This window comes from Mucilaginibacter segetis (assembly GCF_016522075.1).
Lineage (GTDB): Bacteria > Bacteroidota > Bacteroidia > Sphingobacteriales > Sphingobacteriaceae > Mucilaginibacter > Mucilaginibacter segetis.
In genome coordinates, this window is sequence record NZ_JAEHFW010000001.1 from 2,023,439 (window position 1) to 2,049,326 (window position 25,888).

A 25,888-nucleotide genomic window follows, 5' to 3' on the forward strand; every position below is an offset into this window, starting at 1 on the left:
TACCCTGTTATTTTTATAAAAATGAATTTATTCGACGTCTACCCTATTAACCCCATAAATATTGTCAAAGGCATGGGTAGCCTTGTTTATGACGACAAAGGCACGGAGTATCTTGATCTTTACGGCGGTCATGCGGTAATTTCTATTGGTCACACCAATCCGCATTATGTAAAACGCCTGGAGGATCAATTGCATAAAATTGGTTTTTATTCCAACTCCATCGAAATTCCCCTGCAAAAGCAACTGGCCGAAAAACTGGGTAAAATATCCGGCAAAGAGGATTATCAGCTGTTTTTGTGTAATTCCGGAGCCGAAGCAAACGAGAATGCTTTAAAACTGGCATCTTTTTACAACGGTAAAAAAAAGGTAATCGCTTTCCGTAAATCATTTCACGGACGTACATCTCTGGCAGTTGCCGTTACTGATAATCCCAAAATTGTTGCCCCTGTCAATGAAACACACAATGTAATATTTTTACCCTGGGCGGATGAAACTGCTTTAGAAAAAACTTTTGCTGAGCATGAAATTTCCTCAGTAATAATTGAGGGTATACAAGGCGTGGGCGGCATACAGGTGGCTCCGGTATCATTTCTGCAAAAAATAAGATCACTTTGTGATGGACACAATGCTGTTTATATAGCCGATTCTGTACAGTGTGGCTACGGGCGTACGGGTAAATTCTTCTCACATGATTTTGCCGAGATAAATGCCGACATCTATTCAATGGCAAAGGGAATGGGCAACGGTTTTCCAATTGGCGGCATTATTATCTCTCCAAAAATACAAGCCACTTATGGCATGCTGGGAACTACGTTTGGTGGTAATCACTTAGCTTGTGCTGCAGGTTTAGCCGTATTGGAGGTAATGGAACAGGATAACCTGATCCAGAACGCCGCGGATTTAGGCAGCTACCTGATAGAGGAGCTTAAAAAGTTTAATAAAATAACCGAAGTGCGTGGCCGTGGTTTAATGATAGGTATTGAATTACCTGCCGAACTATCGAATGTTAAAAAGGACTTGTTATTTAAACATCAGATATTTACAGGAGAAGCTAAACCAAACGTAGTTAGGCTTTTACCTGCTTTAAATTTAACAAAAACTTACGCCGACAGATTTTTAGAGGCATTAGATAAAACGTTGGCTTCTTCTTAAAGACATTTTGTAGGCACTGTATAGAATAAACATTTTTAATTAAGCCTTACTTACAAATCACCTTATTGAAAGGTGATTTTGAGTGAGGCTACTATAAACGAGGCTCATGAAATTATTTTCTTCTGTAAATGATGTTAAAGATGTAACGGCATTAGTTGCCGAAGCATTACACCTGAAACAAGATCCTTATGCTTACCAGCATTTGGGTAAAAATAAAACGTTATGCCTCGTTTTTTTAAATCCAAGTTTGCGTACACGTATTAGTACCCAAAAAGCAGGAATTAATTTGGGCATGAATGTTATCGTGCTAAACATAGATAAGGAAGGCTGGGCACTGGAATTGCAGGATAATGTGATCATGAACGGCACTACTGTAGAACATATCAAAGAAGCAGCAGCTGTTATGGGTGAGTATGCTGATATTATTGGTGTGCGTTCTTTCCCCGGGTTAAAAGACCGTGAAGAGGATTACAGCGAGAACATATTTAACAAATTTGTGGAATATTGTGGTGTGCCTGTTGTAAGTTTAGAATCTGCTACACGCCATCCGCTGCAAAGCCTTGCCGATCTGGTAACTATACAAGAACTAAAAACCATTAGCAGGCCTAAAGTTGTATTAACCTGGGCACCGCATATAAAAGCCTTGCCACAGGCTGTACCCAACTCGTTTGCTGAATGGATGTGTAAGGCCGATGTTGACTTTACTATTGCCCACCCGGCAGGTTATGAACTTGCTACGGAATTTACTCAGGGTGCAAACATTACGCACAACCAGAACGAAGCCTTAAAAGAAGCTGATTTTATCTACGTAAAAAACTGGTCGGCTTATGAACCTTATGGTCAGGTACTGCCTGGTAATGAGGATTGGATGCTTAATAATAAAAAGCTGGAAGTTGCACCTGACGCAAAGGTTATGCATTGCCTGCCGGTGCGTCGTAATCTGGAACTCGCCGATGAAATATTAGATAGCGCCAGATCAGTTGTTATCCATGAAGCGGGAAATCGTGTTTGGGCGGCACAGGCCGTATTAAAACAGATGTTGGAAGCATTATAATGTATACCGCCGCATTCAATAAATTTGTTAACGATGAAGAAGTTATAAACTTTATTCGTAAGTATAGCTTTGGTACAATTGTCACCACTGTAAACGGCTTGCCTGAGGCTACTCACTTACCGTTTTTGATAGAGCTGAGAGATAATAAGGTAGTATTGATCTCCCACTTTGCTAAAGCAAATACACAGGCCGCTGCCATTGTAAACGAAACTTCGTTGGTTATTTTTACAGAGCCCCATGCATATATTTCTACATCCAATTACGAAAAAGAAACGAATGTACCTACCTGGAATTATATAGCAGTACATGCTTATGGCAAAGCTGTGTTAATAACAGATAATATCAAAGTTGATAACTTGCTGCGTAAAACAATAAGCTATTACGAATTGGATTACCTGAAACAATGGGACAGTTTGTCCGAAGCTTTTAAATTAAAAATGATGAATGGCATTGTGGCTTTTGAAATTGTAGTGGATAATTTGCAGGCAAAAAAGAAACTTAGCCAAAACCGCACAGAGGTTGAGCGGGCTAAAATAATAGACAACTTAGGTAAGTCTGCCGATAAAAATGAACAGGAAATAGCCCGGTATATGAAAAGAACTTGATTTAAAGCATTAAGTACTTTTAAATGAAGCGTTGATCACCCTGTTCAATGTCAGCCCCTGTACTATGATAGAAAAAATCACTATAAAGTAAGTCCCGGATAGCATCAGATGTCGGTAGGGCGAGTCGGGTAACACCAGCGCAAGAGCTATGGAAATCCCACCCCTTACCCCTGCCCAGGTAAGTATATTTATACTGCCGTAATTCAATTTTAACGACCTGCGCAAAAAAGTTAGCGGCAGTAAAATACTCAGCCATCGCGCAGCCAATATAATAATAATGCCTATCCCTCCTATTATCCAGTAATTACGGATAAAAGGCAAATTAACCATTTGTAAGCCAATCATTACAAAAAGCACGGTATTCAGCATTTCATCTATTAAAACCCAGAATTTCTCCAGCGCCTGATGCGAATGATCTTTATTATCGGCATTTATAGAGCGATTCCCTGCAAATAAACCTGCCGTAACAACCGATAACGGTATGGAAAAGTGCAGATAAGCCGCAGAAACTGATATAAACATAACAAGGCTTAGAGACACCAGTACAATAGTTTGAAAATCACTGATTGATCGCATTAAACGGAATGCGATATATCCGGTTAGCGCACCTAAAAAAATACCGCCGAATACCTCCTTTATAAATAAAAAAATGGTTTTCCCGAAATCCACATTGTCTTTTCCTGATTGGGTGATCTCTAACAAAGTAACAAATAACACCAGTCCAATACCATCGTTAAACAATGACTCGCCCGAAATTATAGTTTCAAGATTGGTAGGCAGCCGCGAGCCCTTAATGATAGCTCCTACAGCTACGGGGTCTGTAGGCGAAACCATAGCGCCAAATAACAGGCAATACCTGAATGGGATTTGTATATTTATAAATCCGGCTACGTAATAAAAAAGGGCACCAAAAATGGCTGTTGATAAAATTACCCCCAGCGTACTTAAAATAATTACTGGCCGCATCTCTCTCTTCAGTCGGCGGGTGTTGAGATTAAAAGCACTGGCGAACAATAAAAAACCCAACATTATATTGAGCACCGTTTTGGAGAAGTTGATATTAGTAGCTAATATGGTAAGATACTTTGCTATACCGGGATTTAGGTTATCAACTATAATAGTAGCTACAGAACCTATTATTGCCAAACTTACAATACCAATAGTTCCCGGTAACTTAATAAAGCGGGCATTAATGTAGGAATAAATAGCACTTACAATAATGAGCAGTGCAATTATGGCGAATAAATCCATTAAGTATGTGGCGTATGATTATTTATATAATGTGTCCCTGCAAAATCTATTCCGCAACAGCATCTTCCATCATCGTTTTAGTATCAAAGTGATGAATAACAAGCCTGTTGTCGCTGTTACGGGTGATGTATCCGGTTGCCCAGTTTAAAAACACGATAGCCTTGTTGCTAAATCCGGCTAATGATAATAAGTGTACAAACATCCACAGCAACCATGCAAAAAACCCTTGAAAATGAAGTTTATGTATGTCCGCTACCGCCTTATTCCGTCCTATAGTGGCCATGGTACCCAAGTCGTTATATTTAAATGGTATAGTTGGTTGATTTTCTATAATATTCATCAGGTTTTTTGCCAAATGCTTTCCTTGTTGTAAAGCTACCTGAGCCACTCCGGGGTAACCTTGCGGATTATTACTATCGACTACAGCTGACACATCACCAATAGCAAAAATGTTGTTGTAGCCTTTTACACGGTTTATTTCATCAGTTTGTATTCGGCCGCCGCGTGCTATAACCTCCTTAGGCATTCCATCGGGCACTTCAGCCTTCACCCCGGCTGCCCAAAACACGTTCCGCGTTTTGATAATGGTGCCATCGTCAATTTTCAATTCATCACCATCATAACTTTGTACATGCACACCATTATAAATGGTAATTCCCATTTCAGTCAGGAATTTTTTAGCTTTTGATGACGCCTGCGTCGACATTGCTGCCAACAGCTCCGGTTTTCCTTCTACTAAAAAAACATTCATATCCGCATCACACAAACCAGGATAATCTTTACAAAGAACATATTTCCTAAGTTCTGCAATAGCACCCGATAGCTCCACCCCGGTTGGCCCCCCGCCTACAACCACAAATGTGAGCAGGGCATTTCGCTCCGCTTTATCAGTAGTTACCAGCGCTTTTTCGAGGTTTTGCAATAATAAACTTCTGATATTTAACGCCTCGGCTATATTTTTCATTGGCATGGTATAGTGTTCCAGTTGTTTATTGCCAAAATAATTGGTGTTAGCACCCGTAGCTATAACCAGGTAATCGTAATAAATATCGCCGATGTCGGCCTTTACTAAGTTATGGTTCGTATCAATCTCGTTAACCTCTGCAAGATGGAAGGTAAAGTTCTTTTGTCTGCCAAATATCCGCCTGATGGGGAAACCAATAGAATCACTTTCAATAGCCCCGGTAGCTACCTGATAAAGTAATGGCTGAAAGGTATGATAATTATGCTTATCCAATAACAATATTTCTACGGGGGCGTTTTTTAATTTTTTTGCCAGTTGTATGCCGGCGAAGCCGCCGCCAATGATAAGTACACGTGGCTTTGAGTTAGTTTTTTTATCCATATTTTACGTAACTGACTGCAAATTAATTATTAATTCGAACGGTTAGTCTTAGTTTTAACAGGATAAAGTAAGTATCTGTTTTAAACTGCGCTATTTTTTGGTACATATTACAGGTATTGTTAGTTTTAACCCACAAAAAGCAACATGAAACAATTATTTATACTCTTAATAGGCACGTTTATACTAAGTAGTTCGGCACTATCTCAAGTAAAACAGGTTGATAGCTGGACAGATGGAAAGTACGTTAATGTTAATGGTGCCAAATTATGGGTTGTAACTGTTGGGGAGGGCGACCCCATTATATTTATAGCCGGCGGCCCCGGTGGTGCGCATGTTGGGTTGCGCAGTTTTGACCCGCTGGCGCAAAACCATCACCAGCTTATTTATTTTGACGCTTTTGGACGCGGCAAATCAGACACAGCAAAAAATGTTGCAGAATATACACTTGCGCGCGATATTGATGATATCGAAGCTCTTCGTATTGCTTTAAAGCTCGACAAAATAACCGTACTCGGTCACTCTTACGGCGGTGTGGTGGCTCAGGGTTATGCTATTAAATACCCGGCTCACTTAAGTCATTTAATTTTAGCTGATACTTTTCACAGTTACTTAATGTGGCAGGCAAATGATGATAACTCCAACCATGAAATAAAAACTAACTATCCTGAAGTTTGGGACGAACTGATGAAAATTCGGGAAAGGGGCGCCGTATCAAGCGATCAGCAGCATCAGGATATATATAGCCGTGTACCTTATGGTTTTTTATATGCCTATAACCCTGATAAATTCCTGGGCAGAGGACGTAAACCTTACCCTAACCCCAATAACACTAAATTATATTACCAAATGGTCGGAAAGGATGGTGACTTTATAGTAGGCAGCGATATAGGTTCATTTGATTACCGTAAAGATTTGAAAAATTTAAAAATGCCTGTATTGATACTGGCCGGGCGTTTTGATAGGGTTGCAGTTCCAACAATGATGGTTAAGTATAAAGAATATTGTCCGCAGGCAGAATTTGTAATGTTCGAGAAGTCGGGACACAACCCTCAGGTTGAGGAACCTGAAAAGGAATTTGCAGTAATAAATGATTTTTTAACCAAATAATATAGGCTAAAGTTAATTTAATGTGGGATTTTCCGGAAAATTGGCTATGTGCGCATAACGCTGACCGAGGCTGATCACAGTTTCTTTCCATAAATTATCGCCATTACCAAAAATTGTATCGGTAGTATATTTATCTGTTACTATCCAGGCATCTTCCCGTAGTTCATTATCTAATTGTGCGGGCGTCCAGCCTGAGTATCCTGTAAAAAATCTGATCTCATTTTCGTTCAGTTGATAGTTCGTGATCAGCTTTTTGATCAATTCAAAATCTCCGCCCCAAAAAACACCGGTGCTTATCTCAATTCCATCCGGTATTTTATCAGGACAACAATGTATATAATGCAGGGTGTTTTCAGATACAGGTCCACCCAGGTACACCGGGATCTCCGAATAAGATACATCAGGTAATATATCGCCTAATAAATAATCGCTTTGATGATTAAGCACAAAGCCCATGGCGCCGGCTTCTGAATATTCCGTTAAAAGTATAACCGCCCTTTTAAAATGAGGGTCGGGCATAAATGGTTCTGAGATAAGCAACCTGCCGGCCGCCGCGGAAATTGGACTAAGCATAGGTTTATTTTTAATCAAGATAACAGTATTTTAAAAAATATGTTCATTGTCATTTAAAAATGAACGTTATTTCAATATTTACGGTATAATTAATTTGTAAGTTTGCGATAATGAACCAGCAAGACATAGAAAATTTAAGACAAGATTACAGTTCTGCCTCACTTTCGGAGACGGACGTAAACCCAGACCCGATAAAACAATTTGATAAATGGTTTAACGAAGCCATTAACGCAAAGATATATGAACCTAACGCCATGACGCTGGCTACAGCCACAACTGATGGTCGCCCATCGGCACGTATTGTTTTACTTAAAGGGTTCAGCAACGATGGCTTTAAATTTTATACAAACTATTTAAGCCGTAAGGGTAAAGAGTTAGGCAAAAATCCATTGGCTGCATTAGTTTTTCTTTGGGGCGATATGGAGCGCCAAATAAGAATTGAGGGCACCATCGAGAAACTTGATCGTGATTATTCGGAAAAATATTTCCACTCGCGTCCTAAGGCCAGTCAAATCGGTGCATTGGCATCTCCGCAAAGCCAGGAGATTGCCGGCCGTGAAATACTGGAAAGCAAAATGGCACAATTGGAAGCCGAATATACAGATAAAGAAGTGCCTAAGCCATCGTACTGGGGCGGTTATATTTTAAAACCAAGGATGATTGAATTTTGGCAGGGTCGTCGCAGCCGCCTGCATGATAGGATCGTTTATAAAAAAACCGATAATAAAAGCTGGAAAATAGTACGGTTAGCGCCATGAGTTTTGAGGATATCAAATTATTGCTGGTAGAAAAGTTCGGTCAGGACGTAATTGACGGGGAAGAAACAACAGGAATACAGCCTGCATTGTTAATTAAGCCCGACAAGATAGCTGACGTGTGCCTGGAGTTACGCGATAATCCAAAAACTCATTTTGATTTCCTATCGTGCCTTAGCGGTGTGGACCATGGCGTTGCCGACGGTCGCTTTGGTGTTGTTTATAATTTATCATCTATCCCCTACCACCTACAGCTCACTTTAAAGGTGAGTAAGCCCAATAACCGGGATGAGAATGAATTACCTTCTTTCCCGAGTGTTACGTCGGTTTACCGTACTGCCGACTGGCATGAACGGGAAGCATATGATATGGTGGGAATATTTTTTGAAGGACACCCGGATCTGCGGCGCATTTTATTACCTGACGACTGGGATGGCTTTCCGTTACGGAAAGATTATACCACAGCAGAAAAATATTATAAAGGCATTCAAATAGATTAAATAACCGGAAGCACATAGGGAAGATTGGAACTTATCAATTCAAAATACAACGAAGCATTAGAGCGTTATCAAAAAAAGATAGCTGACGCAAGCGTGGAAGACATGGTACTTAATATGGGGCCGCAACACCCGTCTACACATGGTGTATTGCGCCTGGAGTTGATCACCGATGGTGAAATAGTAAAAGATGTTATTCCGCATATCGGGTATCTGCATCGTTGCTTTGAAAAACATGCCGAAAGTTTAACTTACCAGCAAACTATTCCCTTTACCGACCGGATGGATTATCTGGCATCAATGAATAACAGCCATGCCTGGGTTATGGGTGTAGAGCGGATGTTAGGTATTGATAAAGATATACCCAAACGTATTGAATATATTCGGGTGCTGGTATGCGAATTGAACCGGATAGCATCACACCTCATAGCCATCGGTACCTACGGCATTGACATAGGAGCCTTTACCCCTTTTTTATGGTGCTTTAGCGACAGGGAGCATATTATGGGTATGCTGGAATGGGCTTCGGGCTCACGTATGTTGTATAATTACATCTGGGTTGGAGGGCTATTTTATGACCTGCCTGTAGGATTTGAAAAACGTTGCCGCGAATTTGTAGATTATTTTAAACCCAAGATGGTAGAATTGAACCGCCTGCTTACCGATAATCAGATATTTATAAATCGTACAGCCAATGTTGGTGTGCTGCCATTAGATGTAGCCATAAATTACGGTTGTTCAGGGCCGGTTTTACGCGGCTCCGGATTAAAATACGATCTGCGCCGGATAGACAATTATTCAGTTTACCCTGAATTAGAATTTGACATACCCTGCGGCAAAGGCGAAATGGGCACTGTTGGCGATTGCTGGGACAGATATAAAGTTAGGGTAGATGAAATAGATCAGTCGTTAAAAATGATAGAACAAAGCCTTGACCGCTTGGAAAACGAATTGAAACGAACCCCTGATTTTGATCCCCGAGCTAAATTACCCCGCAAAATTACGCCTAAACCTCAGGATTATTATGCACGTGCCGAAGGGGCAAAAGGTGAATTAGGTTTTTATTTTATAGCCGATGGCAGAACCGAAGTACCTTTCAGAGTAAAATCACGCGGGCCAAGTTTCAATAACTTATCGGTATTACCCGAACTTGCCAAAGGTGTAATGATAGCGGATCTTGTAGCTATAATAGGTTCTATTGATATTGTATTAGGCGAAGTGGATAGATAGCAACTAACCCTTTACCTCTCAAAAAAAAAGACAGAACCTTTTTGGTCCTGTCCTTATAAACATAATATCTTCCAAAGATATTTACTGGTTATACACCTTAACCATAAACATATAGTTGCGTAATTTTTTTATTTGCTGCGGCCTGCTTAATCCGGCAAGTGAGTTTTTCGTATTCAAATTAAGCGACTTGCTTAGTGAATCCGCGGGTATATTTTGTATAGCTTTTAACAGATAATTTGATTTGACGGCAAAAGCCGCAGCGGAGGTTTGTGTTTGTTTTCCGTTTATAACTCCTACAATGTTTCCTTTACCATCAATTAAGGGTCCACCGCTATTTCCCGGGTTAACCGGTATAGAAACCTGGTATTCAGTGGTATCACCTCTGAAACCTGATGCAGAAGTTAATGCACCCGTTCCGCAGAATATATCATCGCCAGGGTAACCCAAGGTATACAGATCCTCACCCAGATCGCTCTTACTCTTTTTAAAGGTGTATGGTATAGCGTCTAAGTGTTTAAAAGATGGGTCGTTTATCTGCAATATGGCCACATCATATTGTGGTTCCGTATAAATAACCTTAGCGTGGAAAGATTCCCCGTTATCATTTTGAACATAAACAGAGTCGGCACCATTAACAACATGAAAATTGGTAACTATATAACCATTTGCCGAAAGCGCGAAACCACTTCCCCGATAATTGCCGGGATTGGTTAGCTTTTTATCTTTTTTAATATCTTGTATAATCGTACTGGTCGCGTGATTCAAATTCTCGGTGGAACGTTTTAAATTACCTACCTCACGTTTCAACTCCACAAACCGCGGATCTTCGTTACTCAGATCTCCGGTAAAATACATGGTAGTAAGTATCGCAAATATGGCAATGGAAGCCGCTACTGATATTTTGGAGTGATGATTACGCCATAAACGCACAACCCATGACGGATGTACCATCAAATCTTCCTTAAGGGTGTGCACATCAATTTCCTGATGTATGGCGTTTAACCTGTTTTCCAGTTCTAAACGTTCGTTATACTGTTTTAACAAACCCGTAAAATGCCTGTGCTCTTTTAATTTATGATTAACTGAAGCATCAGACTTACAAAGTTGCTCAAACTGGTCACGTTCTTGCTGGCTCATATCACCATCAAGATATCGTTCAATCAATTCTGTCAATTGGTCATCTTTCATTACTTACCCCTCCAACTATTTTTGCTGAAAAAACAATTTTTTCAGCCTTTGCAGACATTTATACTTTTGCGTTTTTGCATTATCCGCGTTTGTATATCCAAAACGTTCACAAATCTCCTGCATTGATCTGTTATGCATATAAAAATCTTCCATAATGGTTTTACAGGGCTCACCTAACAATTTAAGTGCGTCTTCCATTTTATTAAGCTGCATATCTCTTTCCTCGTGGTTTTCCACATCATCCTCTACCGGCAAAAACTCTTCAAAATCCTTAATGTCGCCGCCAAACCGGTTTACCTGCGCAAGCCTTTTTAACCATAAACGGCGGCAAACAGAATAGATAAAAGTTTTAAGCTTACTGCTTAATTCAAAATCGCCCCGTTTTACCTTATTATAAAGAACTATAATGGCTTCCTGATAAATATCCTTAGCATCTTCCTCGTCGCCATTATTATTAATAATCAGTTGCAGGATCATCGGAAAATATGCCAGGTATAACTTTTTTAAAATGCTCTCTGAGTTATTAAGTATACCCAATATCACTTCGCTATCTGCCGGAATTTCTGTATTCAACTGTTTATTCACTACTTAATACTTATTTTATCAAATTGTAACCCAATGCAATAAACTATTTTTTCAATTTTTATAAATAGTTGTAAACCCACTTTTATAACCTGCAATATTTATTTACAACATTGCCAATATCGCATTATTATTTGAGAGGTCTTCAAACACAAAAAGTCAAATTAAATTTAATTATGGGTTACCTTAATCAAATTTCGGTATTAATCATTAACGTATAAATATTATACAATTGATTTTCAATTTTTTAACAAAAACAGTAAATAAAATAACTTTTTTTAAAAATAAGTGGGTTACCTTTTATTGTTTTATGTATTAAGGGTTGAAAACTATTAAATCACTTAAAAAAAACACAAAAATGAAAAATTCATTCAAAATTGGCTTTTTAGCTTTAGCTATCGCTGTTTCAGCTGCTGCTTGTAAAGGTTCTGGTTCTTCTTCATCTGCTGATTCAGCTGCTACTGCTGATTCATCTAAAATGATGATGGATTCATCAAGCACTATGACTCCTGATACTACTATGGCTCCTGATTCAGTTGCTAAAGACACTACTGCAAAAATGTAATATACTTTTTTGTTTAGAAAAAGCGCTCTTAGTTCTGCTAAGGGCGTTTTTTTTTACTGTATTTATATTAAAAAACTTTATCGTCCTTTTTTGTTTATTCTAAAACCACCACTATATGCGATACTCAGAATGGCGTAATTTAACTCCTGAAGAAAAAAAGAACACAAGCTGGAAAAAACATCCTCACATACGCACAGCTACCATATTTTCTATATTATTCGCCATAGTGTTTGCAGTATTTTTATTGCGTGTTTTTCAAAATAGAAGGATACATGTTAATCGTAAACCTAATGACAAGGAAGCATTTGCTATTGCTAAAGAATTCGTAAAACAAAAATTGAAGCAACCTTCAACATCTGTTTTTCCTAAGAATGATTTCACATCAACTATAGATACCGCAACTAATTCATACCAGGTAAGATCAACATTAAAAACCTTAAATGATGATGGCAAAATGGTAAGATCTGAATGGAAGGTAAATTTAATTTATACAGGCGGCGACTGGGCGGATAAAAAAAGCTGGCAATTAAAGGATGTAACAATTGCGCATAATTAGTTAAGGAGCATCATTGATACTCCTCAACTTAATTGCATAAATGATATTGCTGCCTTTATATATAGTTATAAAGCAAGGTTATTTCCGGAATGCAGAAATAGCCCATATAACTAATAATATTACTACTATAACGGCAATTATTCCAACTGCCGCACCGGCCTTAAATATACCACCAATTACAGAACAACTGCTCATGGCGATTATTGCCATTGCGAATAATAGATAAGTAAGTTTTTTCATTTTTTGATTATTGTAAGATTTTCGTTAACAAATTGAATACAATAATCAGACCTGTTTTACAAAACGGCTTCTTGTATTAAAATTCGTCGGTATTTTGTTGTTCCACGGGTAAAAACCGTACTGCAATTAATACAATAAAGAAACTAACCAATGTAAAAAGCACTACAGCATCAGCAATAAGCAGTAAATTCATAAAAGCATTAATTAAATTTAAATCAACTAAGGTTTATTAGTAAATACGTTGATTTTCACAGATAGGTTCAACTAAAATAAAAATATATTTTTTAAATACATATTTAAAATACACTTTTTCAAAATTTAATAATTGTAAGAAATAAAAAATCCTGTTAATTAATTTCAATTATTTTACAATAACCCCGAATTAAAAAAACTTTTTTAAGGCATCGTTTATAAATGTCCTGTTTAAATCTGTTATTTTAGGCACCTATGTCTACTAACTTGTTTTCAGCTAAGGATATTATTGTTAAGTTTCAGCATCATAAGGTATTTGATAAACTCAATTTTAATATAAACCGTGGCGAACATTGGTTGATTACAGGAAAAAGCGGATCAGGAAAAAGTGTATTGCTGCAAACAATAGCCGGCAATTTAACCATATCGGGTGGTGGTATCACCCGCAATTTAACTGATGCCACTTCTTCGGGCATACAGCAAGATTTCCATAACTACCTTGCATTTATCGGCTCGCGTCATCACTTTAAAAACCTTTCAAACACGTCCGATTTTTATTATCAGCAACGGTATAACTCCGCAGGTTCCGAAGACTCCCCCTCTGTTGCCGTTTATCTTAAAGGAATTAAGACCACCAACAACAACACCGGTTACTGGCAATTCGAAAACACTACAGTCGCTCTAAATTTAACCTCATTATTGGATAAGCAGCTGATCAAATTATCCAACGGGGAAACTAAACGCCTGATGATAGCAGCCGCCCTTTTGAAAAATCCGGTAATGTTGTTACTTGATAACCCGTTATCCGGATTAGATATTGTTACACGAAAAAATTTCAATCAGTTACTTACTCAAATAGCGGCATCGGGAATAACAGTGGTAATGGCATCGTCCGTTCACGAAATTCCTGATATTATTACGGATATCGCCATGCTGGATGAAGGGAAAATAGTTCAAACATTACAAAAAAAAGAATTTGATGTAATAACTATCAGTCCTAATGATCACTCTGTGCTTGATGCTGATGTCTTAAAAGATCTGTTCAAAATAAATTCATTTGAGCCTGACAGAAAATACATTGCTAAACTTACTGATGTAGTTATCAAATACGGAAATAATACTATACTTAATAAAGTAAATTGGACAATATTACCTGCCGAAAGATGGGCATTACTCGGCCCGAATGGTGCAGGCAAAACCACTTTATTAAGTCTAATAAACGGTGATAATCCGCAAGCCTACGCCAACAACATTGTTTTGTTCGACCGAAAACGCGGCACCGGCGAAAGTATATGGGATATAAAAAGTAAAATAGGCTTTGTATCTCCGGAGCTTTATCAATATTTCCCGGCAGATAACTCATGCCTGCAGGTTATAGAGTCGGGGTTTTACGATACCCTCGGGCTATTCCGGCAAAGCAGTAAAACCAAGGCCGATCTTGCGCTTAACTGGATGAAAGCACTGGAAATTGATCAGTACGCTCGCCAACTGCTAAAAAATATTCCCGCAAGTGCGCAAAGGCTTTGTTTACTGGCCAGGGCGCTCGTTAAAAATCCTGAATTATTGATATTGGACGAACCCTGCCAGGGTTTGGATGAGCATCAGCAACAGCATTTTAAAAATGTGATAGACGCAATATGCAGTATAAGTAAGGTAACGCTAATTTATATTACGCATTACCAGCAGGAGATACCGGATAGCGTGAATAAAGTTTTAAGACTGGATAAAGGCGAAGTGGTGGGCAACATGTAATCCAAAAATCAAATAACACTTTCATTTTTCACCTTTCACGTCCATCCTTGTATATTTGTACATGAATACAGCCGATCTGTTAAAACGTGCTTTAGCTTTTGATTTTTTAAACATCGAAGAGGGTGTGTACCTGTACAACAATGCCTCCACAGCCGATCTGATGTACGTAGCTAATGAACTGCGAAAGATACAGGTTCCGCACGGTAAGGTTACCTGGCAGATAGACCGGAACGTAAACACAACCAACGTTTGTATAGCCAACTGTAAATTCTGTAATTTTTTCCGTCGCCCCGGCCACGAGGATAGCTACATTACTGATATTGAAACCTACAAAAAAAAGATAGAAGAAACCTTCCGTTATGGTGGCGATCAACTCTTGCTACAAGGCGGGCATCACCCCGATCTTGGGTTGCAATTTTATACCGATCTTTTCCGTAAGCTTAAACAGCTTTATCCAAAATTAAAACTGCATTCCTTAGGTCCGCCGGAGATAGCACACGTTGCTAAGCTGGAGAGCATGAGCCATATAGACGTACTGCGTGCCATGCAGGAAGCCGGGCTTGATTCATTGCCGGGTGCAGGTGCCGAAATTCTTAATGATCGTGTTAGGCGGTTAATATCAAAAGGCAAGTGCGGCGGTAAAGAGTGGCTCGATGTAATGCGGGCGGCTCATCAGTTAAATCTGCCAACTTCAGCTACCATGATGTTCGGCCATATAGAAACTATAGAGGAACGTTTTGAACACCTAGTGTGGATACGCGATGTACAGCAGGAAAAGCCAGCAGGGAATTATGGCTTTGTGGCATTTATCCCATGGCCTTTTCAGGACGACGGCACACTTTTACGCAAAGTGCGTGGCATTACTAATAATGTAACGGGTGATGAGTATATCCGTATGATAGCATTGAGCCGTATAATGCTGCCCAATATTAAAAATATACAGGCATCGTGGTTAACGGTGGGCAAACAAGTTGCACAGCTTTGTTTACATGCTGGTGCAAACGATTTTGGCTCCATCATGATAGAAGAAAATGTAGTTTCAGCAGCAGGTGCACCACACCGTTTTACTGCAAAAGGCATACAGGATTCTATCAAGGAGGCTGGTTTTGAACCTCAGTTACGTACCCAAAAATACGATTGGCGCGATATTCCTGTAGAAATTGAAGAACAGGTAATTAATTACTAAGAACTTTTAAACAGCGATTTAAGGTACAGGCAATCCACTTACTTTACGTATGCAAAGCCCCATAATTCGTACTTTCTGATATATTTGCAACGGAATGGAAAATATTGAGCAATATATCGAAGCACTTATTTTTGCATCTGAGCAAGGCATCCGTTCAGAGGAAATTCTTTATTGTTTGCAGGCTGCTTTTGAGCAGGATTTTTCAGTGGACGATATAAACATACATATTGGAAATATCACAAAAAAATACCTGCAAGATGCGATGGCCATTGAATTGGTTAAAATAAACAATGGTTACCAATTCCTTACAAAAAAGGCCTATCATCCGGTAATAAGTCTGCTACAGTTGCAGCGATCGAAAAAAAAATTGAGCCAGGCCGCCTTAGAAACCTTAGCTATAATAGCTTATAAGCAGCCGGTAACTAAAACAGACGTAGAACAGATACGCGGCGTAAATTGCGATTACTCCATACAAAAATTACTGGAAAAGGAGTTAATTACGATAACAGGCAAGTCTGAAAGTGTGGGGAAACCAATTCTTTACGGCACAAGTAACCTTTTTATGGATTACTTCGGCATAAATAACATCACAGAACTACCACAGCTTAAGGAAATTACAGATAACAGCAGTAGTATTGGCGAGCAAACAGAATAAATTAAAAAGATATTTTTATTAAAAATGATTTTAATTATTTTTACTGTATCTAATCCGCTAAGGAATTAATAATAAATTAAAAAATAATAAAACAAAAAGGTTAATTGATATAAGTTTTACGACTAAAAAATATATTGACGATGGGAACTCCAAAAAAACCTGCAACAAAAAAAATTTCATCAAAAAAAGCACGTCCGGATGACGATGATGATGACATGGACGATCCAAAGCCGAAAAAACGGATAATGGATGACGACGATGATGATTTTGATGACGATATGGCATTAGACGATGATTTAGGAAGATATGATTCGTTTGATCCTTATGATGACGACGATGACGATTAATTATCAATAATATAAACCATAACTCAAAGCATTCAGTACACCGCTGGATGCTTTTTTTATAATAAAGCGATTAATGAAGATAACTGAAGTAAAAAGCAGTAGCAACAAACAAGCTTTTTTAGATACCACACGTGTTATTTATAAGAATGACAATACCTGGGTATGTCCGTTGGATAATGAGATCGAAGCCGTATTTGATCCGGCAAAAAACAACTTCCATCAACACGGTAAGGCGAAACGCTGGATATTAAGAGACGAAAACGGGCAACTTATTGGCCGTATAGCTGCATTCATAAATGATAAAAAGGCATACAGCTATGAGCAACCCACAGGCGGAATTGGTTTTTTTGAATGTATAAATAATCAGGATGCTGCTTTCCTGTTATTTGATACCGCTAAAGAATGGCTTATACAAAACGGCATGGCGGCAATGGACGGGCCTATTAATTTTGGCGAGAACGATAGCTTTTGGGGTTTGCTGGTGGAAGGATTTACTCATCCCTCCTACGGCATGAATTATAATCCCGCCTATTATAAACAATTTTTCGAAAATTACGGCTTCGAAACGCTATATGAACAGATAACCAACCATTTAGATGTGCACAAACCGTTTTCGGAACGGTTCACAAAAATAGCTAACTGGGTAATTAAAAAGCCGGGTTACGAGTTCAAACATTTTAAAGCTTCGGAGATAGATAAATTCGCTGATGATTTTATTGAAATATATAATGATGGCTGGCAGGACTTTGAAAATTTTGTGCCTATTAAACGGGCAACCATAATAGAAACTTTTAAAAAGATGAAAGCAATTATGGACGAGAAATTAATTTGGTTTGCCTACATTAATAATGAGCCCGCATCTTTTATTGTAATATTACCTGATGCTAATCAAATGATAAAACCGCTCAAGGGCAAACTTAACCTGATGGGTAAATTGATATTTTTATACAGGAAATGGAAAGGAGTATCGCGTATGCGGGCGGTAGTGATGGGAACTAAACAAAAATACCAAAAACACGGGTTGGAGTCGGCTATATTTATAAAATTAAAGGAATATGTTCTGCCTTTAAATCAGTATGATGAGTTGGAGCTGTCGTGGGTGGGTGATTTTAACGACAAAATGCTTGCCCTGCATGACGCCGTTGGAGCAACATTTGGCAAAAAACATTTAACAATGAGGTATAAATTTTAAGCCCGCAAATTATAACGGGCTTAAAATTTAAGCAGTTACCTTCTTGTGTCTTAACTCTTCAAAAAGCTCTATTACTTTTTTCTGCAGATCAATAACTTCAGTTTCCCGATCCATCAGTTTACGGTTAACACTTTCTAATTCACTGGCGATCTTTTGATCTTCTTCTACTTCGTTATAGGTAAGCAACTGCACTACCGACATTTCAAATAAAGCCGAGATCTGTTCAAGGCGGGAAAGATTGATATCTGTTATTCCGGTTTCAATTTTAGAAAAAGCAGGTATCGAAATATCTAATCTTTTAGCAACTTCTTCCTGACTCCACCCCTTTTGGTGACGTAATAATCGGATCTTTTTTCCAAGTGTTTTCATATTTATGTTAATTAGGATAGGTTTTCTCAATAGTTAATAAAGTTACAACATTTTTGAATAACAAACTAATATTCAGTAAACTTTACAGTAATTTTTTCTTTATAACTGACAGATCAATACCACCGAAATTGCCGGAACTCATTAATAATAAATTGGCATTAGTAAGCTGAAGTTCTTGCAGATAATTAAACAACGCTGCAGGATCAGTAAATAACAATAAATTATTATTTGCAAACGCCTGTTTCACAACGGCGCTATCATAAGGTTTTATTTTTTTTTGCTCAAAGGTTTTATTGTCAATAAACACTATAGCCTTATCTGCATTATCCATGGTACCCGAGTATTCGCTTAAAAACTTCTCATTCAAACTGCTGAAAGTATGTAATTCAATACAAGCAATAAGTTCCCTGTCCGGAAATTGAGTTTTAACAGCATTAATAGTGGCGGTTAATTTTGATGGCGAATGCGCAAAATCTTTAAAAATACTCGCCGTATCATTTTTTCCTATTAATTCAAGCCTGCGCGCGGCACCTTTAAAACTGGCTATATATTTATAAAAATTTGCATCACTAATACCAAGGCTCAGACAAACCAAACGGGCAGCTTCCATATTCAGCAAATTATGTTGCCCGAAAACCTGTAGCGTATATTTTTTTTCACCTGCTATAACGCTGGTTACACCGTTATCAATTACATATTCCGGCAGTGTATAACCCTTTCGATCGATACCTGCATCCAGGTCGCCCGCCATTGCTTCTAACACTTCATCTGTTTGATTGTAAATTAGCTTACCGCCGGGTTGTATGGTTTCTGCAAATATTTTAAACTGATCAATATAGTTTTCAAACGTCGGGAAAACGTTGATATGATCCCAGGCTATACCGCTAATTACACCAATATCTGCTTTATAGATATGGAATTTAGGCCTGCGATCAATAGGCGAAGCCAGGTACTCATCCCCTTCAATTATAATTACGGGGGCGTCATTGGTTAATTTAACCATGGTTTCAAAACCATCTAACTGTGCCCCTACCAGGTAATCAAAGTTTTTACCACCGGCCTGCAACACATGCAGGATCATAGAAGTAATGGTTGTTTTACCATGACTGCCTCCTATAACTACGCGTCGCTTATTTTTAGATTGTTCGTAAATATAATCGGGATAGGAATATATTTTAATCCCCAATTGTTGCGCTTTCAGCAATTCGGTGTTATCGGTGCGTGCGTGCATGCCCAAAATAACCGCATCAAGATCGGCAGTTATTTTTTCGGGATACCATCCAGTGGATGCAGGCAATATACCGTATTTGTCAAGTCGTGATGCTGACGGCTCAAAAAGCACATCGTCTGATCCGGTTACTTCGAAGCCTTTTTTATGAAGGGCAATGGCAAGATTGTGCATGGCGCTGCCGCCAATTGCGATGAAATGTACTTTCATTGGTTTTATAAACTTCGCAAATAAACATAAAAAGGCATTTACCAACAATTAAAATGCTAAGTATAACATTTCGCTGATTATTTAAGCAATAAAACAGGTACCTGGGAATTTGCAGCCAGTTGCTGTGAAATGCTATTGTGCAAAATAGATTGCAAAAAACTATATCTGTGAGGCAGAGCAATAACTATTTGTGCGTTCTTTTCTGCAGCAAAATCAAGTACGCCGCTTATTACATTAGATTCGTTTATATAAAAATACTCCGGTTCGTACTGCTGTAACATATTATGTAAAACAGCTTCTTCGGCTAACAGTTCTTCATCAGCCGCGCCATATTTATTTTCAGGGTCGATATTTACTATCAAAAGCCGCATTTTCTTATCGCCCAAAAGCTTTTTCAGGCAATCAACCGGCACATTATCTTTTACCTTTTTAAAATCAAAAGCAATTACCGCCTTTTTTATTGGCTTATAACTATAAACAGGTGGCACTACAATTACCGGCACCGGGCTGGCTTTTGATATTTTTATTACATGGCTACCCAAACCGGTATTATTTTCGCGTACCGTGCTGTTACCTATGCTTCCTAATATCACTAAATCAACATGCTCATTTTCAGTTATATCAACTACAGCTCGCAATAGGTGGCTACGGTTAACCTTTATATGAATTTTCACACCCTCGCGTACCTGTTTACTTAATTTATGCTTAAGATTCTGTAGCTGTTTAAACCGGGTGGCAACATTCTCCTCAATCTCCTGCTCTCTTATCATCATCATATCCGGGTTAGGCAGCATCTGTTCATATGGCGATATATAATACGCATTTACCAGTATTATATTTATTACATCACTTTGATTGCTTAAATGCGCCGCGAAATCGGCCGCGTTAAGTGCAGCTTCTGAAAAATCAATAGGTACAAGATAAGTTTTCATGTCCGGAGCAATTATAATTACATAAATAGGTTTAATATGAAGGATGAAATTAAATATACCAATAAATTAATTTATCAGATTAGTTTCACAATTGGTAATAATTAAAAACAACTCCTATTATAACGAAATAAAACATACATTTGTACTGTAATAAATTTTATTACATATAAAAAATGAACGGACGATTTCCAATAACGCTTCATATTATGACACTGCTATGCAAGGCTGATGGTTTGCTATCATCAGAATATCTTGCGGGTAGTATAAATGTAAATGCGGTATTAGTAAGAAAAGAGTTAAGCAATTTAATTAAGCACCATTTAGTTGCCAGTCAGGAGGGTAAAAATGGTGGATATATGCTTGCAAAATCTGCAAATCAAATATCGCTTGGTGCCATTTATGAAACCGTTAAGCCCGATGCTATTTTAGGCCAGGCAAAAAATCAGCCTAATCCTGTATGCCCTGTTGGAAAACAGATAAATAAACATTTAAAGAATTTATATGCCGATGTAAATAAAGTATTGATGGAACGTTTAGGCGATACTAATCTGGCTGAGTTCTGTAACAAATTCGAATAAAAAATTTAATATAAACTGTAACAATTTTAATTACATTAATTAATAAACAAATGAAAGTAGCATTAATAGGCGCAACAGGCTTTGTAGGCAGTGCGGTTTTAAAAGAAGGTTTACTACGTGGATATGAAATAACCGCTATAGCACGTGATATATCAAAAATAGCTGTAGAAGATGGTGTACTGCCCAAAGCGGCTGATGTAAATAACGTAGATGAATTGAGTGGCATAATAGCCCAACATGATGCCGTTATTAATACGTTTAACGCAGGCTGGGCCAATCCTAACCTTTACACCGATTTTATTAAAGGATCGGAAAACATACAGGAAGCGACCAAACTATCCGGTGTTAAACGCTTATTGGTTGTAGGCGGCGCGGGTAGTTTATTTATTGATGGCAAGCAACTGGTTGATTCTCCTGAATTCCCAAAAGAATATTATGCAGGTGCAACAGCAGCTCGCGACTATCTTAATAATTTGCGTAAAGAGACTGAGCTCGACTGGACATTTTTAAGTCCGGCTATCAACCTTCACCCGGGTGAGCGTACGGGTGTATTCCGCTTAGGTACCGAAAGCCCGGTTTTTGATGAAGCCGGTAAATGCGATATATCCGTGGAAGATATGGCAGTAGCAATTTTTAACGAACTGGAAAACAATCAGTTTATAAGATCAAGGTTTACCCTGGGCTACTAAATAAAGTGAAAATGGGAAGCAATTTAAATTGCTTCCCATAATAAATCAGCTTAAAAATTTTGCCGCCACCCAGTTATTATTTTGTTTATGGGTAATGTATTTAAGCCCGTATTTTGCGGCTTCATCGGTTATAATGTCCAGGTCAGGAGACTCATAAAAACCGCTGAAGTATATTTCTCCACCTGGTTTTAACACTTGGCTGTACCGTTCCATCTGGTCTAACAATATATTACGATTAATATTAGCCAATACCACATCATACTGCTCATCAGGAATTGCTTCTTTTGATCCGCACAAGGCTTTAATATTTTCTATTTTATTTAAAGCAGCATTTTCTAAGGTACTTTCATAACATACCGGATCATAATCAATCGCAGTAATAGTTAAAGCCCCGCGTTTGGCGGATAAAATGGCCAAAATGCCTGTACCGCAACCCATATCCAGCACGTCCTTTCCCTCAAAGTTATTCTCTAATATCAGTTCCATCATCATGGCCGTAGTTTGATGATGACCGGTACCAAAAGCCATTTTAGGATCTATTACTATTTCATACGGGAATTCAGGTTTAGCTTCATGAAAGGTTGCCCGTACAAAAACCTGATCACCAATTTGTATCGGCGTAAAATTGCTCTCCCATATCTCATTCCAGTTTTTCTGCGGAATCAGGGTAACCTCGTAGCTGAAATTGAACATCTGGTGATACGGTATCAGATGTGCCTCCAGTTTTTCCAGGTCAAGTTCCGTTGCCGGTATGTAGGCTTTAAAACCCAGGTCAACTTCTTCAAAAGTATCAAAACCGATCTCTCCCAAAGCACCGATCAGCAGATCCTGCTGATAATCTTCGGTAGTAAGCGTTGTAAATAAAAGTTCGTAATAATTCATATAGAATGTTCAGTAATAGGCACTGAAACTGCTTTTCCAAATACCTTCCAATCTAAAAGGTACAATACTAAAAAGTTAATCGTCCAGTAAAACACCTGTACCCCGGCCATAAAAAGGCCAATGCTTGCAAAATGAAAATATCCGGTAACAGGGTCCCATATAATATATGCTAATCCAAAAGCAAGTAGCAGACTGATAAAAAACATCGATATGAAAATACCTGCGGTTGATTTTGGCTTGCGGCGTATTATATTCCATAAAGGCATTACCATTAAATACTGAGTAATAACAGCAATTAACATTAACAGCGGAGCAAATACTTTATAATAAGCGATTAACCCGTAAACCGAATCTTCGCCAATGGTATCACCCGCGTTTACGTAATGAAAAAAAGGCGTAAATTTTATCAACACTGCAAATACCCAAAAAGGAACCAAAGGGATAATTACCTTAAGCAAATACTTCATTATAATTCCCTTGGATGTTATTAATTAAAAGTTTTAACAATATCTGTAAAATCACGCGATTTTAGCGACGCACCACCAATTAAACCGCCGTCAATATCCGGCTGGGCAAATAGCTCTGCAGCATTTTTAGGATTACAGCTACCGCCATACAATATGGTTATATCATCGGCTACCTGCTGGCTGTATTTGGCCGCAATCTCTTTACGGATAAAAGCATGTATTTCCTGCGCCTGTTCTGCTGATGCGGTTACGCCTGTACCAATTGCCCAAACAGGTTCGTAGGCGATCACTAATTTGCTAAATTGTTCAGCATCCAAATGAAATACACCCTCTGCTAACTGCGACTTAATCACATCGAAATGTTCGTTAGCTTCACGTTGTTGTAACGTTTCGCCTATGCAGAAAATTGGTTTCAGATCGTATTTTAAAACAGTATCGGTTTTCTTTGCCAACAACTCATTATCCTCGCCAAAGTATTGACGGCGCTCCGAGTGACCCAGAATAACATACTCGGCACCAACTGAATGTATCATTTTTGCTGATATTTCACCCGTATAAGCTCCAGACTCCGCGTGGTGTGCGTTTTGTGCGCCAACAGATACTTTATTGTAGCCTTTTGCCAGTTGAGAAAGGCTATGCAGGTGAATGAACGGACTGCACACCACAACTTCCTGTGTGCCTGTTGCCTCATCCTTTACCATGTTAATTACTTCGGAAAACAGGCCCAAACCTTCGTTATAATCCAAATTCATTTTCCAGTTTCCGGCTACAATTTTTTTTCTCATGTTAGTATTTATTATATATGTATGGTGATAAAAGCTACTTCTTAAAAGTAGGCTTGGTTTTAATTTTTTATTTTCTGTACGCAGCAGTCAGTTCAAAAACGGTTTCCAAAATACGCTTCTCTACCTCATCAAATTTCCGGTGATCACGACGTGATATCACTCTTTCAGTGGTCTCCAAGAACTTATTGAATTTATGCTCCTGCATGCTCTGTGCCCCCCCCCATGAAAAGTCAGGAAAAAAATTCGGCGGAAAACCCGCTCCGAATACATTTGCACCTACACCAACTACGGTTCCTGTGTTAAACATGGTGTTTATACCACACTTGGCATGGTCTGCCATTATTAAACCACAAAATTGCAAGCCGGTTTCCCGATAATTCCGCGATGGGTAATCCCACAAGCGCACATCGGCATAGTTATTTTTAAGGTTAGAGTTATTACTGTCGGCACCTATATTGCACCACTCACCCATTACCGAATTTCCTAAATATCCCTCATGGCCTTTAGAGGAATACCCCCAAATAACAGCGTTATTAATTTCGCCTCCGACTCTGCAGTATGGGCCAATGGTAGTAGCACTATATATTTTGGCGCCCATTTTAACCTGCGAATGCTCACCCAGTGCAAAACTGCCGCGTATGTTTGAGCCCTCCCAAACACTGCTGTTTTTTCCCAGATAAACCGGCCCCATCATTGTATTAAATGTAGCGCATTCGGCCTCGGCTCCATCTTCCGCGAAGAAATTATCGCCTATAATTACGTTGGTGTTACTGATACTTACACTTGTACGGCCTTTAGTAAGTAACGCAAAATCCTTACACAGTTCAGCATCATTATTTTTAAAGATATCTTCAGGAAATTGAATACTGATAAAATCAGACTGGTAACCAATAGCGCTTTTTAATAATGCATCTATATCAAAACTTTTGGCGTTTGCAGAGTTTAGCTTTACTGCAATTAATTTTTTATCCCTCTTTAAAGCCTCGCCCTCCTGCAATTTATTAATGGCTTCCAGCAAGCCATCATCCGGACATACAGCGCCATTAATAAACAAATTATCATCATTAATATGTAAGGCGAACTTTTGTTGCAAATGCGCTGTGGTGAAATATGAAAAACCCAAACCCAAATGCTTACCCCATTTTTCGGCAATAGTTAAAATACCGATACGCATATCGGCAACAGGACGGGTAAAAGTTAACGGAAGAAGAGTATTGCGGGCGTTATCGTCAAAAAGAATAATTGCCATAGACCAAAAATAAAAAAAGTCCCCCGGTATGCGGGGAACTCATCAATATTTTATTGAAAAAACACTTATTTTTTGTTGTAACGGCTGCGGAACTTATCAATACGTCCGGCTGTATCAACTAACTTCATTTTACCGGTATAAAACGGATGCGAAGTGTGTGAAATCTCTAATTTTACCAATGGATATTCGTTGCCATCTTCCCATTTTACGGTTTCACGGCTATCTATGCATGATTTAGTGATGAAAGAATAGTCGTTAGACATATCTTTAAATACTACTAATCTATAGTTTGATGGATGCAGGTCTTTTTTCATTATCGTATACTTCTTGTAAAAGAGGTGCAAATATAGTGATTTGTATTTAAAACCAAAAGCCAAAATTAAAAAGTTTTAAACACTATTATACACCGCTTTTTCCCTTTATTGCACTACGGTTGAATGCATAATATTTCTATTTATTGTCTAAAGTATAATCA

30 protein-coding genes are annotated in these 25,888 nt (G+C 38.5%); 16 read left to right on the plus strand and 14 right to left on the minus strand.

All coding sequences use genetic code 11. The annotated features are described in order from the left end of the window. Positions 1-21 precede the first annotated feature (21 nt). The 3 genes from I5M19_RS09320 (at position 22) to I5M19_RS09330 (ending at position 2,811) form a co-directional block, all read left to right on the plus strand. Positions 22-1,152: an aspartate aminotransferase family protein gene (locus tag I5M19_RS09320; protein WP_200065932.1), complete on the plus strand. Its 1,131-nt coding sequence runs from the start codon at positions 22-24 to the stop codon at positions 1,150-1,152. A 106-nt stretch (positions 1,153-1,258) separates the two neighbouring features. Continuing rightward, a complete protein-coding gene (locus tag I5M19_RS09325; protein WP_200065933.1) occupies positions 1,259-2,206 on the plus strand; it encodes a Rossmann-fold NAD(P)-binding domain-containing protein in 948 nt (315 codons plus the stop codon). After that, a complete protein-coding gene (locus tag I5M19_RS09330; protein WP_200065934.1) occupies positions 2,206-2,811 on the plus strand; it encodes an FMN-binding negative transcriptional regulator in 606 nt (201 codons plus the stop codon). Before I5M19_RS09325 ends, I5M19_RS09330 begins: the two co-directional genes overlap by 1 nt. A 9-nt stretch (positions 2,812-2,820) precedes the next feature. Here the strand turns inward: I5M19_RS09330 and I5M19_RS09335 are convergent, their stop codons facing one another. Both I5M19_RS09335 and I5M19_RS09340 read right to left on the minus strand, forming a co-directional pair. Then, positions 2,821-4,062, minus strand: coding sequence for a cation:proton antiporter (locus I5M19_RS09335; RefSeq protein WP_200065935.1), 1,242 nt, complete (start codon positions 4,060-4,062; stop codon positions 2,821-2,823). A 46-nt stretch (positions 4,063-4,108) separates the two neighbouring features. Then, positions 4,109-5,407, minus strand: a complete 1,299-nt coding sequence (locus tag I5M19_RS09340; protein WP_200065936.1) for an NAD(P)/FAD-dependent oxidoreductase — start codon at positions 5,405-5,407, stop codon at positions 4,109-4,111. A 144-nt stretch (positions 5,408-5,551) separates the two neighbouring features. Here I5M19_RS09340 and I5M19_RS09345 point away from each other — a divergent pair, with 144 nt between their 5' ends. After that, positions 5,552-6,514: an alpha/beta fold hydrolase gene (locus tag I5M19_RS09345; RefSeq protein WP_200065937.1), complete on the plus strand. Its 963-nt coding sequence runs from the start codon at positions 5,552-5,554 to the stop codon at positions 6,512-6,514. A gap of 12 nt (positions 6,515-6,526) precedes the next feature. Here I5M19_RS09345 and I5M19_RS09350 read toward each other — a convergent pair whose 3' ends face one another. Continuing rightward, positions 6,527-7,087, minus strand: a complete 561-nt coding sequence (locus tag I5M19_RS09350) for a YqgE/AlgH family protein (protein WP_200065938.1) — start codon at positions 7,085-7,087, stop codon at positions 6,527-6,529. 110 nt (positions 7,088-7,197) lie between these two features. On the opposite strand from I5M19_RS09350, the gene pdxH reads away from it, so the two are divergent. The 3 genes from pdxH to I5M19_RS09365 all read left to right on the plus strand — a co-directional run bounded on the left by pdxH (position 7,198) and on the right by I5M19_RS09365 (position 9,569). Further along, positions 7,198-7,845: a pyridoxamine 5'-phosphate oxidase gene (pdxH, locus tag I5M19_RS09355; protein WP_200065939.1), complete on the plus strand. Its 648-nt coding sequence runs from the start codon at positions 7,198-7,200 to the stop codon at positions 7,843-7,845. Beyond that, positions 7,842-8,342: an NADH-quinone oxidoreductase subunit C gene (locus I5M19_RS09360; protein WP_200065940.1), complete on the plus strand. Its 501-nt coding sequence runs from the start codon at positions 7,842-7,844 to the stop codon at positions 8,340-8,342. The genes pdxH and I5M19_RS09360 overlap by 4 nt, the downstream gene beginning before the upstream one ends. Before the next feature lie 102 nt (positions 8,343-8,444). Then, positions 8,445-9,569 carry an NADH-quinone oxidoreductase subunit D gene (locus I5M19_RS09365; RefSeq protein ID WP_235985815.1) on the plus strand — a complete coding sequence of 375 codons (1,125 nt, stop codon included), beginning with the start codon at positions 8,445-8,447 and terminating at the stop codon, positions 9,567-9,569. A gap of 81 nt (positions 9,570-9,650) precedes the next feature. On the opposite strand, the gene I5M19_RS09370 is transcribed toward I5M19_RS09365, so the two are convergent. Both I5M19_RS09370 and I5M19_RS09375 read right to left on the minus strand, forming a co-directional pair. After that, a complete protein-coding gene (locus I5M19_RS09370) occupies positions 9,651-10,757 on the minus strand; it encodes a S1 family peptidase (RefSeq protein WP_200065941.1) in 1,107 nt (368 codons plus the stop codon). A 15-nt stretch (positions 10,758-10,772) separates the two neighbouring features. Next, positions 10,773-11,342, minus strand: a complete 570-nt coding sequence (locus I5M19_RS09375) for an RNA polymerase sigma factor (RefSeq protein ID WP_200065942.1) — start codon at positions 11,340-11,342, stop codon at positions 10,773-10,775. Positions 11,343-11,697: 355 nt separating this feature from the next. Between I5M19_RS09375 and I5M19_RS09380 the strand changes: the two genes are divergently transcribed. Together I5M19_RS09380 and I5M19_RS09385 are read left to right on the plus strand one after the other, a co-directional pair. Continuing rightward, complete coding sequence (locus I5M19_RS09380) at positions 11,698-11,904, plus strand: hypothetical protein (RefSeq protein ID WP_200065943.1); 207 nt, start codon at positions 11,698-11,700, stop codon at positions 11,902-11,904. Positions 11,905-12,019: 115 nt separating this feature from the next. Then, positions 12,020-12,460, plus strand: a complete 441-nt coding sequence (locus I5M19_RS09385) for a hypothetical protein (RefSeq protein ID WP_200065944.1) — start codon at positions 12,020-12,022, stop codon at positions 12,458-12,460. A gap of 78 nt (positions 12,461-12,538) precedes the next feature. On the opposite strand, the gene I5M19_RS09390 is transcribed toward I5M19_RS09385, so the two are convergent. Beyond that, positions 12,539-12,700, minus strand: coding sequence for a hypothetical protein (locus I5M19_RS09390; protein ID WP_200065945.1), 162 nt, complete (start codon positions 12,698-12,700; stop codon positions 12,539-12,541). Between the two features lie 447 nt (positions 12,701-13,147). Here I5M19_RS09390 and I5M19_RS09395 point away from each other — a divergent pair, with 447 nt between their 5' ends. From I5M19_RS09395 to I5M19_RS09415, 5 genes are all read left to right on the plus strand, one after another. Then, on the plus strand, positions 13,148-14,644 hold the full coding sequence (locus I5M19_RS09395) for an ATP-binding cassette domain-containing protein (protein WP_200065946.1): 1,497 nt from the start codon (positions 13,148-13,150) through the stop codon (positions 14,642-14,644). A 61-nt stretch (positions 14,645-14,705) separates the two neighbouring features. Next, entirely contained in the window at positions 14,706-15,830 is a 1,125-nt protein-coding gene (mqnC, locus tag I5M19_RS09400) for a cyclic dehypoxanthinyl futalosine synthase (protein ID WP_200065953.1), read from the plus strand. A gap of 94 nt (positions 15,831-15,924) precedes the next feature. Further along, complete coding sequence (gene scpB, locus I5M19_RS09405; protein ID WP_200065956.1) at positions 15,925-16,485, plus strand: SMC-Scp complex subunit ScpB; 561 nt, start codon at positions 15,925-15,927, stop codon at positions 16,483-16,485. A 140-nt stretch (positions 16,486-16,625) separates the two neighbouring features. Beyond that, positions 16,626-16,832: a hypothetical protein gene (locus tag I5M19_RS09410; RefSeq protein WP_200065958.1), complete on the plus strand. Its 207-nt coding sequence runs from the start codon at positions 16,626-16,628 to the stop codon at positions 16,830-16,832. A 73-nt stretch (positions 16,833-16,905) separates the two neighbouring features. Then, on the plus strand, positions 16,906-18,024 hold the full coding sequence (locus tag I5M19_RS09415; RefSeq protein WP_200065960.1) for a GNAT family N-acetyltransferase: 1,119 nt from the start codon (positions 16,906-16,908) through the stop codon (positions 18,022-18,024). 27 nt (positions 18,025-18,051) lie between these two features. On the opposite strand, the gene I5M19_RS09420 is transcribed toward I5M19_RS09415, so the two are convergent. The 3 genes from I5M19_RS09420 to I5M19_RS09430 form a co-directional block, all read right to left on the minus strand. Continuing rightward, complete coding sequence (locus I5M19_RS09420) at positions 18,052-18,393, minus strand: helix-turn-helix domain-containing protein (protein ID WP_200065962.1); 342 nt, start codon at positions 18,391-18,393, stop codon at positions 18,052-18,054. A gap of 82 nt (positions 18,394-18,475) precedes the next feature. Further along, a complete protein-coding gene (locus I5M19_RS09425; RefSeq protein WP_200065964.1) occupies positions 18,476-19,831 on the minus strand; it encodes a UDP-N-acetylmuramate--L-alanine ligase in 1,356 nt (451 codons plus the stop codon). 77 nt (positions 19,832-19,908) lie between these two features. After that, positions 19,909-20,763 (minus strand): universal stress protein, encoded by an 855-nt coding sequence (locus I5M19_RS09430; protein WP_200065966.1) that lies wholly within the window; start codon positions 20,761-20,763, stop codon positions 19,909-19,911. 173 nt (positions 20,764-20,936) lie between these two features. Between I5M19_RS09430 and I5M19_RS09435 the strand changes: the two genes are divergently transcribed. Together I5M19_RS09435 and I5M19_RS09440 are read left to right on the plus strand one after the other, a co-directional pair. Further along, complete coding sequence (locus I5M19_RS09435; protein WP_200065967.1) at positions 20,937-21,341, plus strand: Rrf2 family transcriptional regulator; 405 nt, start codon at positions 20,937-20,939, stop codon at positions 21,339-21,341. 50 nt (positions 21,342-21,391) lie between these two features. After that, entirely contained in the window at positions 21,392-22,030 is a 639-nt protein-coding gene (locus I5M19_RS09440) for an NAD(P)-dependent oxidoreductase (RefSeq protein ID WP_200065968.1), read from the plus strand. 45 nt (positions 22,031-22,075) lie between these two features. On the opposite strand, the gene prmA is transcribed toward I5M19_RS09440, so the two are convergent. From prmA to I5M19_RS09465, 5 genes are all read right to left on the minus strand, one after another. After that, positions 22,076-22,912: a 50S ribosomal protein L11 methyltransferase gene (gene prmA / locus I5M19_RS09445; protein ID WP_200065969.1), complete on the minus strand. Its 837-nt coding sequence runs from the start codon at positions 22,910-22,912 to the stop codon at positions 22,076-22,078. Then, positions 22,909-23,379 carry a hypothetical protein gene (locus I5M19_RS09450; protein WP_200065970.1) on the minus strand — a complete coding sequence of 157 codons (471 nt, stop codon included), beginning with the start codon at positions 23,377-23,379 and terminating at the stop codon, positions 22,909-22,911. The genes prmA and I5M19_RS09450 overlap by 4 nt, the downstream gene beginning before the upstream one ends. A gap of 20 nt (positions 23,380-23,399) precedes the next feature. Beyond that, positions 23,400-24,164, minus strand: coding sequence for a triose-phosphate isomerase (gene tpiA / locus I5M19_RS09455; RefSeq protein ID WP_200065971.1), 765 nt, complete (start codon positions 24,162-24,164; stop codon positions 23,400-23,402). A gap of 67 nt (positions 24,165-24,231) precedes the next feature. Continuing rightward, complete coding sequence (locus tag I5M19_RS09460; protein WP_200065972.1) at positions 24,232-25,413, minus strand: putative sugar nucleotidyl transferase; 1,182 nt, start codon at positions 25,411-25,413, stop codon at positions 24,232-24,234. A gap of 65 nt (positions 25,414-25,478) precedes the next feature. Beyond that, positions 25,479-25,727 (minus strand): type B 50S ribosomal protein L31, encoded by a 249-nt coding sequence (locus I5M19_RS09465; protein WP_078348440.1) that lies wholly within the window; start codon positions 25,725-25,727, stop codon positions 25,479-25,481. Between the last annotated feature and the right edge of the window lie 161 nt (positions 25,728-25,888).

Coding starts and splice junctions, on each gene's coding strand:
- I5M19_RS09320 (WP_200065932.1), top strand. CDS start 22: ATGAATTTATTCGACGTCTACCCTATTAACCCCATAAATATTGTCAAA.
- I5M19_RS09325 (WP_200065933.1), top strand. CDS start 1,259: ATGAAATTATTTTCTTCTGTAAATGATGTTAAAGATGTAACGGCATTA.
- I5M19_RS09330 (WP_200065934.1), top strand. CDS start 2,206: ATGTATACCGCCGCATTCAATAAATTTGTTAACGATGAAGAAGTTATA.
- I5M19_RS09335 (WP_200065935.1), bottom strand. CDS start 4,062: ATGGATTTATTCGCCATAATTGCACTGCTCATTATTGTAAGTGCTATT.
- I5M19_RS09340 (WP_200065936.1), bottom strand. CDS start 5,407: ATGGATAAAAAAACTAACTCAAAGCCACGTGTACTTATCATTGGCGGC.
- I5M19_RS09345 (WP_200065937.1), top strand. CDS start 5,552: ATGAAACAATTATTTATACTCTTAATAGGCACGTTTATACTAAGTAGT.
- I5M19_RS09350 (WP_200065938.1), bottom strand. CDS start 7,087: ATGCTTAGTCCAATTTCCGCGGCGGCCGGCAGGTTGCTTATCTCAGAA.
- pdxH (WP_200065939.1), top strand. CDS start 7,198: ATGAACCAGCAAGACATAGAAAATTTAAGACAAGATTACAGTTCTGCC.
- I5M19_RS09360 (WP_200065940.1), top strand. CDS start 7,842: ATGAGTTTTGAGGATATCAAATTATTGCTGGTAGAAAAGTTCGGTCAG.
- I5M19_RS09365 (WP_235985815.1), top strand. CDS start 8,445: ATGGTACTTAATATGGGGCCGCAACACCCGTCTACACATGGTGTATTG.
- I5M19_RS09370 (WP_200065941.1), bottom strand. CDS start 10,757: ATGAAAGATGACCAATTGACAGAATTGATTGAACGATATCTTGATGGT.
- I5M19_RS09380 (WP_200065943.1), top strand. CDS start 11,698: ATGAAAAATTCATTCAAAATTGGCTTTTTAGCTTTAGCTATCGCTGTT.
- I5M19_RS09385 (WP_200065944.1), top strand. CDS start 12,020: ATGCGATACTCAGAATGGCGTAATTTAACTCCTGAAGAAAAAAAGAAC.
- I5M19_RS09390 (WP_200065945.1), bottom strand. CDS start 12,700: ATGAAAAAACTTACTTATCTATTATTCGCAATGGCAATAATCGCCATG.
- I5M19_RS09395 (WP_200065946.1), top strand. CDS start 13,148: ATGTCTACTAACTTGTTTTCAGCTAAGGATATTATTGTTAAGTTTCAG.
- mqnC (WP_200065953.1), top strand. CDS start 14,706: ATGAATACAGCCGATCTGTTAAAACGTGCTTTAGCTTTTGATTTTTTA.
- scpB (WP_200065956.1), top strand. CDS start 15,925: ATGGAAAATATTGAGCAATATATCGAAGCACTTATTTTTGCATCTGAG.
- I5M19_RS09410 (WP_200065958.1), top strand. CDS start 16,626: ATGGGAACTCCAAAAAAACCTGCAACAAAAAAAATTTCATCAAAAAAA.
- I5M19_RS09415 (WP_200065960.1), top strand. CDS start 16,906: ATGAAGATAACTGAAGTAAAAAGCAGTAGCAACAAACAAGCTTTTTTA.
- I5M19_RS09420 (WP_200065962.1), bottom strand. CDS start 18,393: ATGAAAACACTTGGAAAAAAGATCCGATTATTACGTCACCAAAAGGGG.
- I5M19_RS09425 (WP_200065964.1), bottom strand. CDS start 19,831: ATGAAAGTACATTTCATCGCAATTGGCGGCAGCGCCATGCACAATCTT.
- I5M19_RS09430 (WP_200065966.1), bottom strand. CDS start 20,763: ATGAAAACTTATCTTGTACCTATTGATTTTTCAGAAGCTGCACTTAAC.
- I5M19_RS09435 (WP_200065967.1), top strand. CDS start 20,937: ATGAACGGACGATTTCCAATAACGCTTCATATTATGACACTGCTATGC.
- I5M19_RS09440 (WP_200065968.1), top strand. CDS start 21,392: ATGAAAGTAGCATTAATAGGCGCAACAGGCTTTGTAGGCAGTGCGGTT.
- prmA (WP_200065969.1), bottom strand. CDS start 22,912: ATGAATTATTACGAACTTTTATTTACAACGCTTACTACCGAAGATTAT.
- I5M19_RS09450 (WP_200065970.1), bottom strand. CDS start 23,379: ATGAAGTATTTGCTTAAGGTAATTATCCCTTTGGTTCCTTTTTGGGTA.
- tpiA (WP_200065971.1), bottom strand. CDS start 24,164: ATGAGAAAAAAAATTGTAGCCGGAAACTGGAAAATGAATTTGGATTAT.
- I5M19_RS09460 (WP_200065972.1), bottom strand. CDS start 25,413: ATGGCAATTATTCTTTTTGACGATAACGCCCGCAATACTCTTCTTCCG.
- I5M19_RS09465 (WP_078348440.1), bottom strand. CDS start 25,727: ATGAAAAAAGACCTGCATCCATCAAACTATAGATTAGTAGTATTTAAA.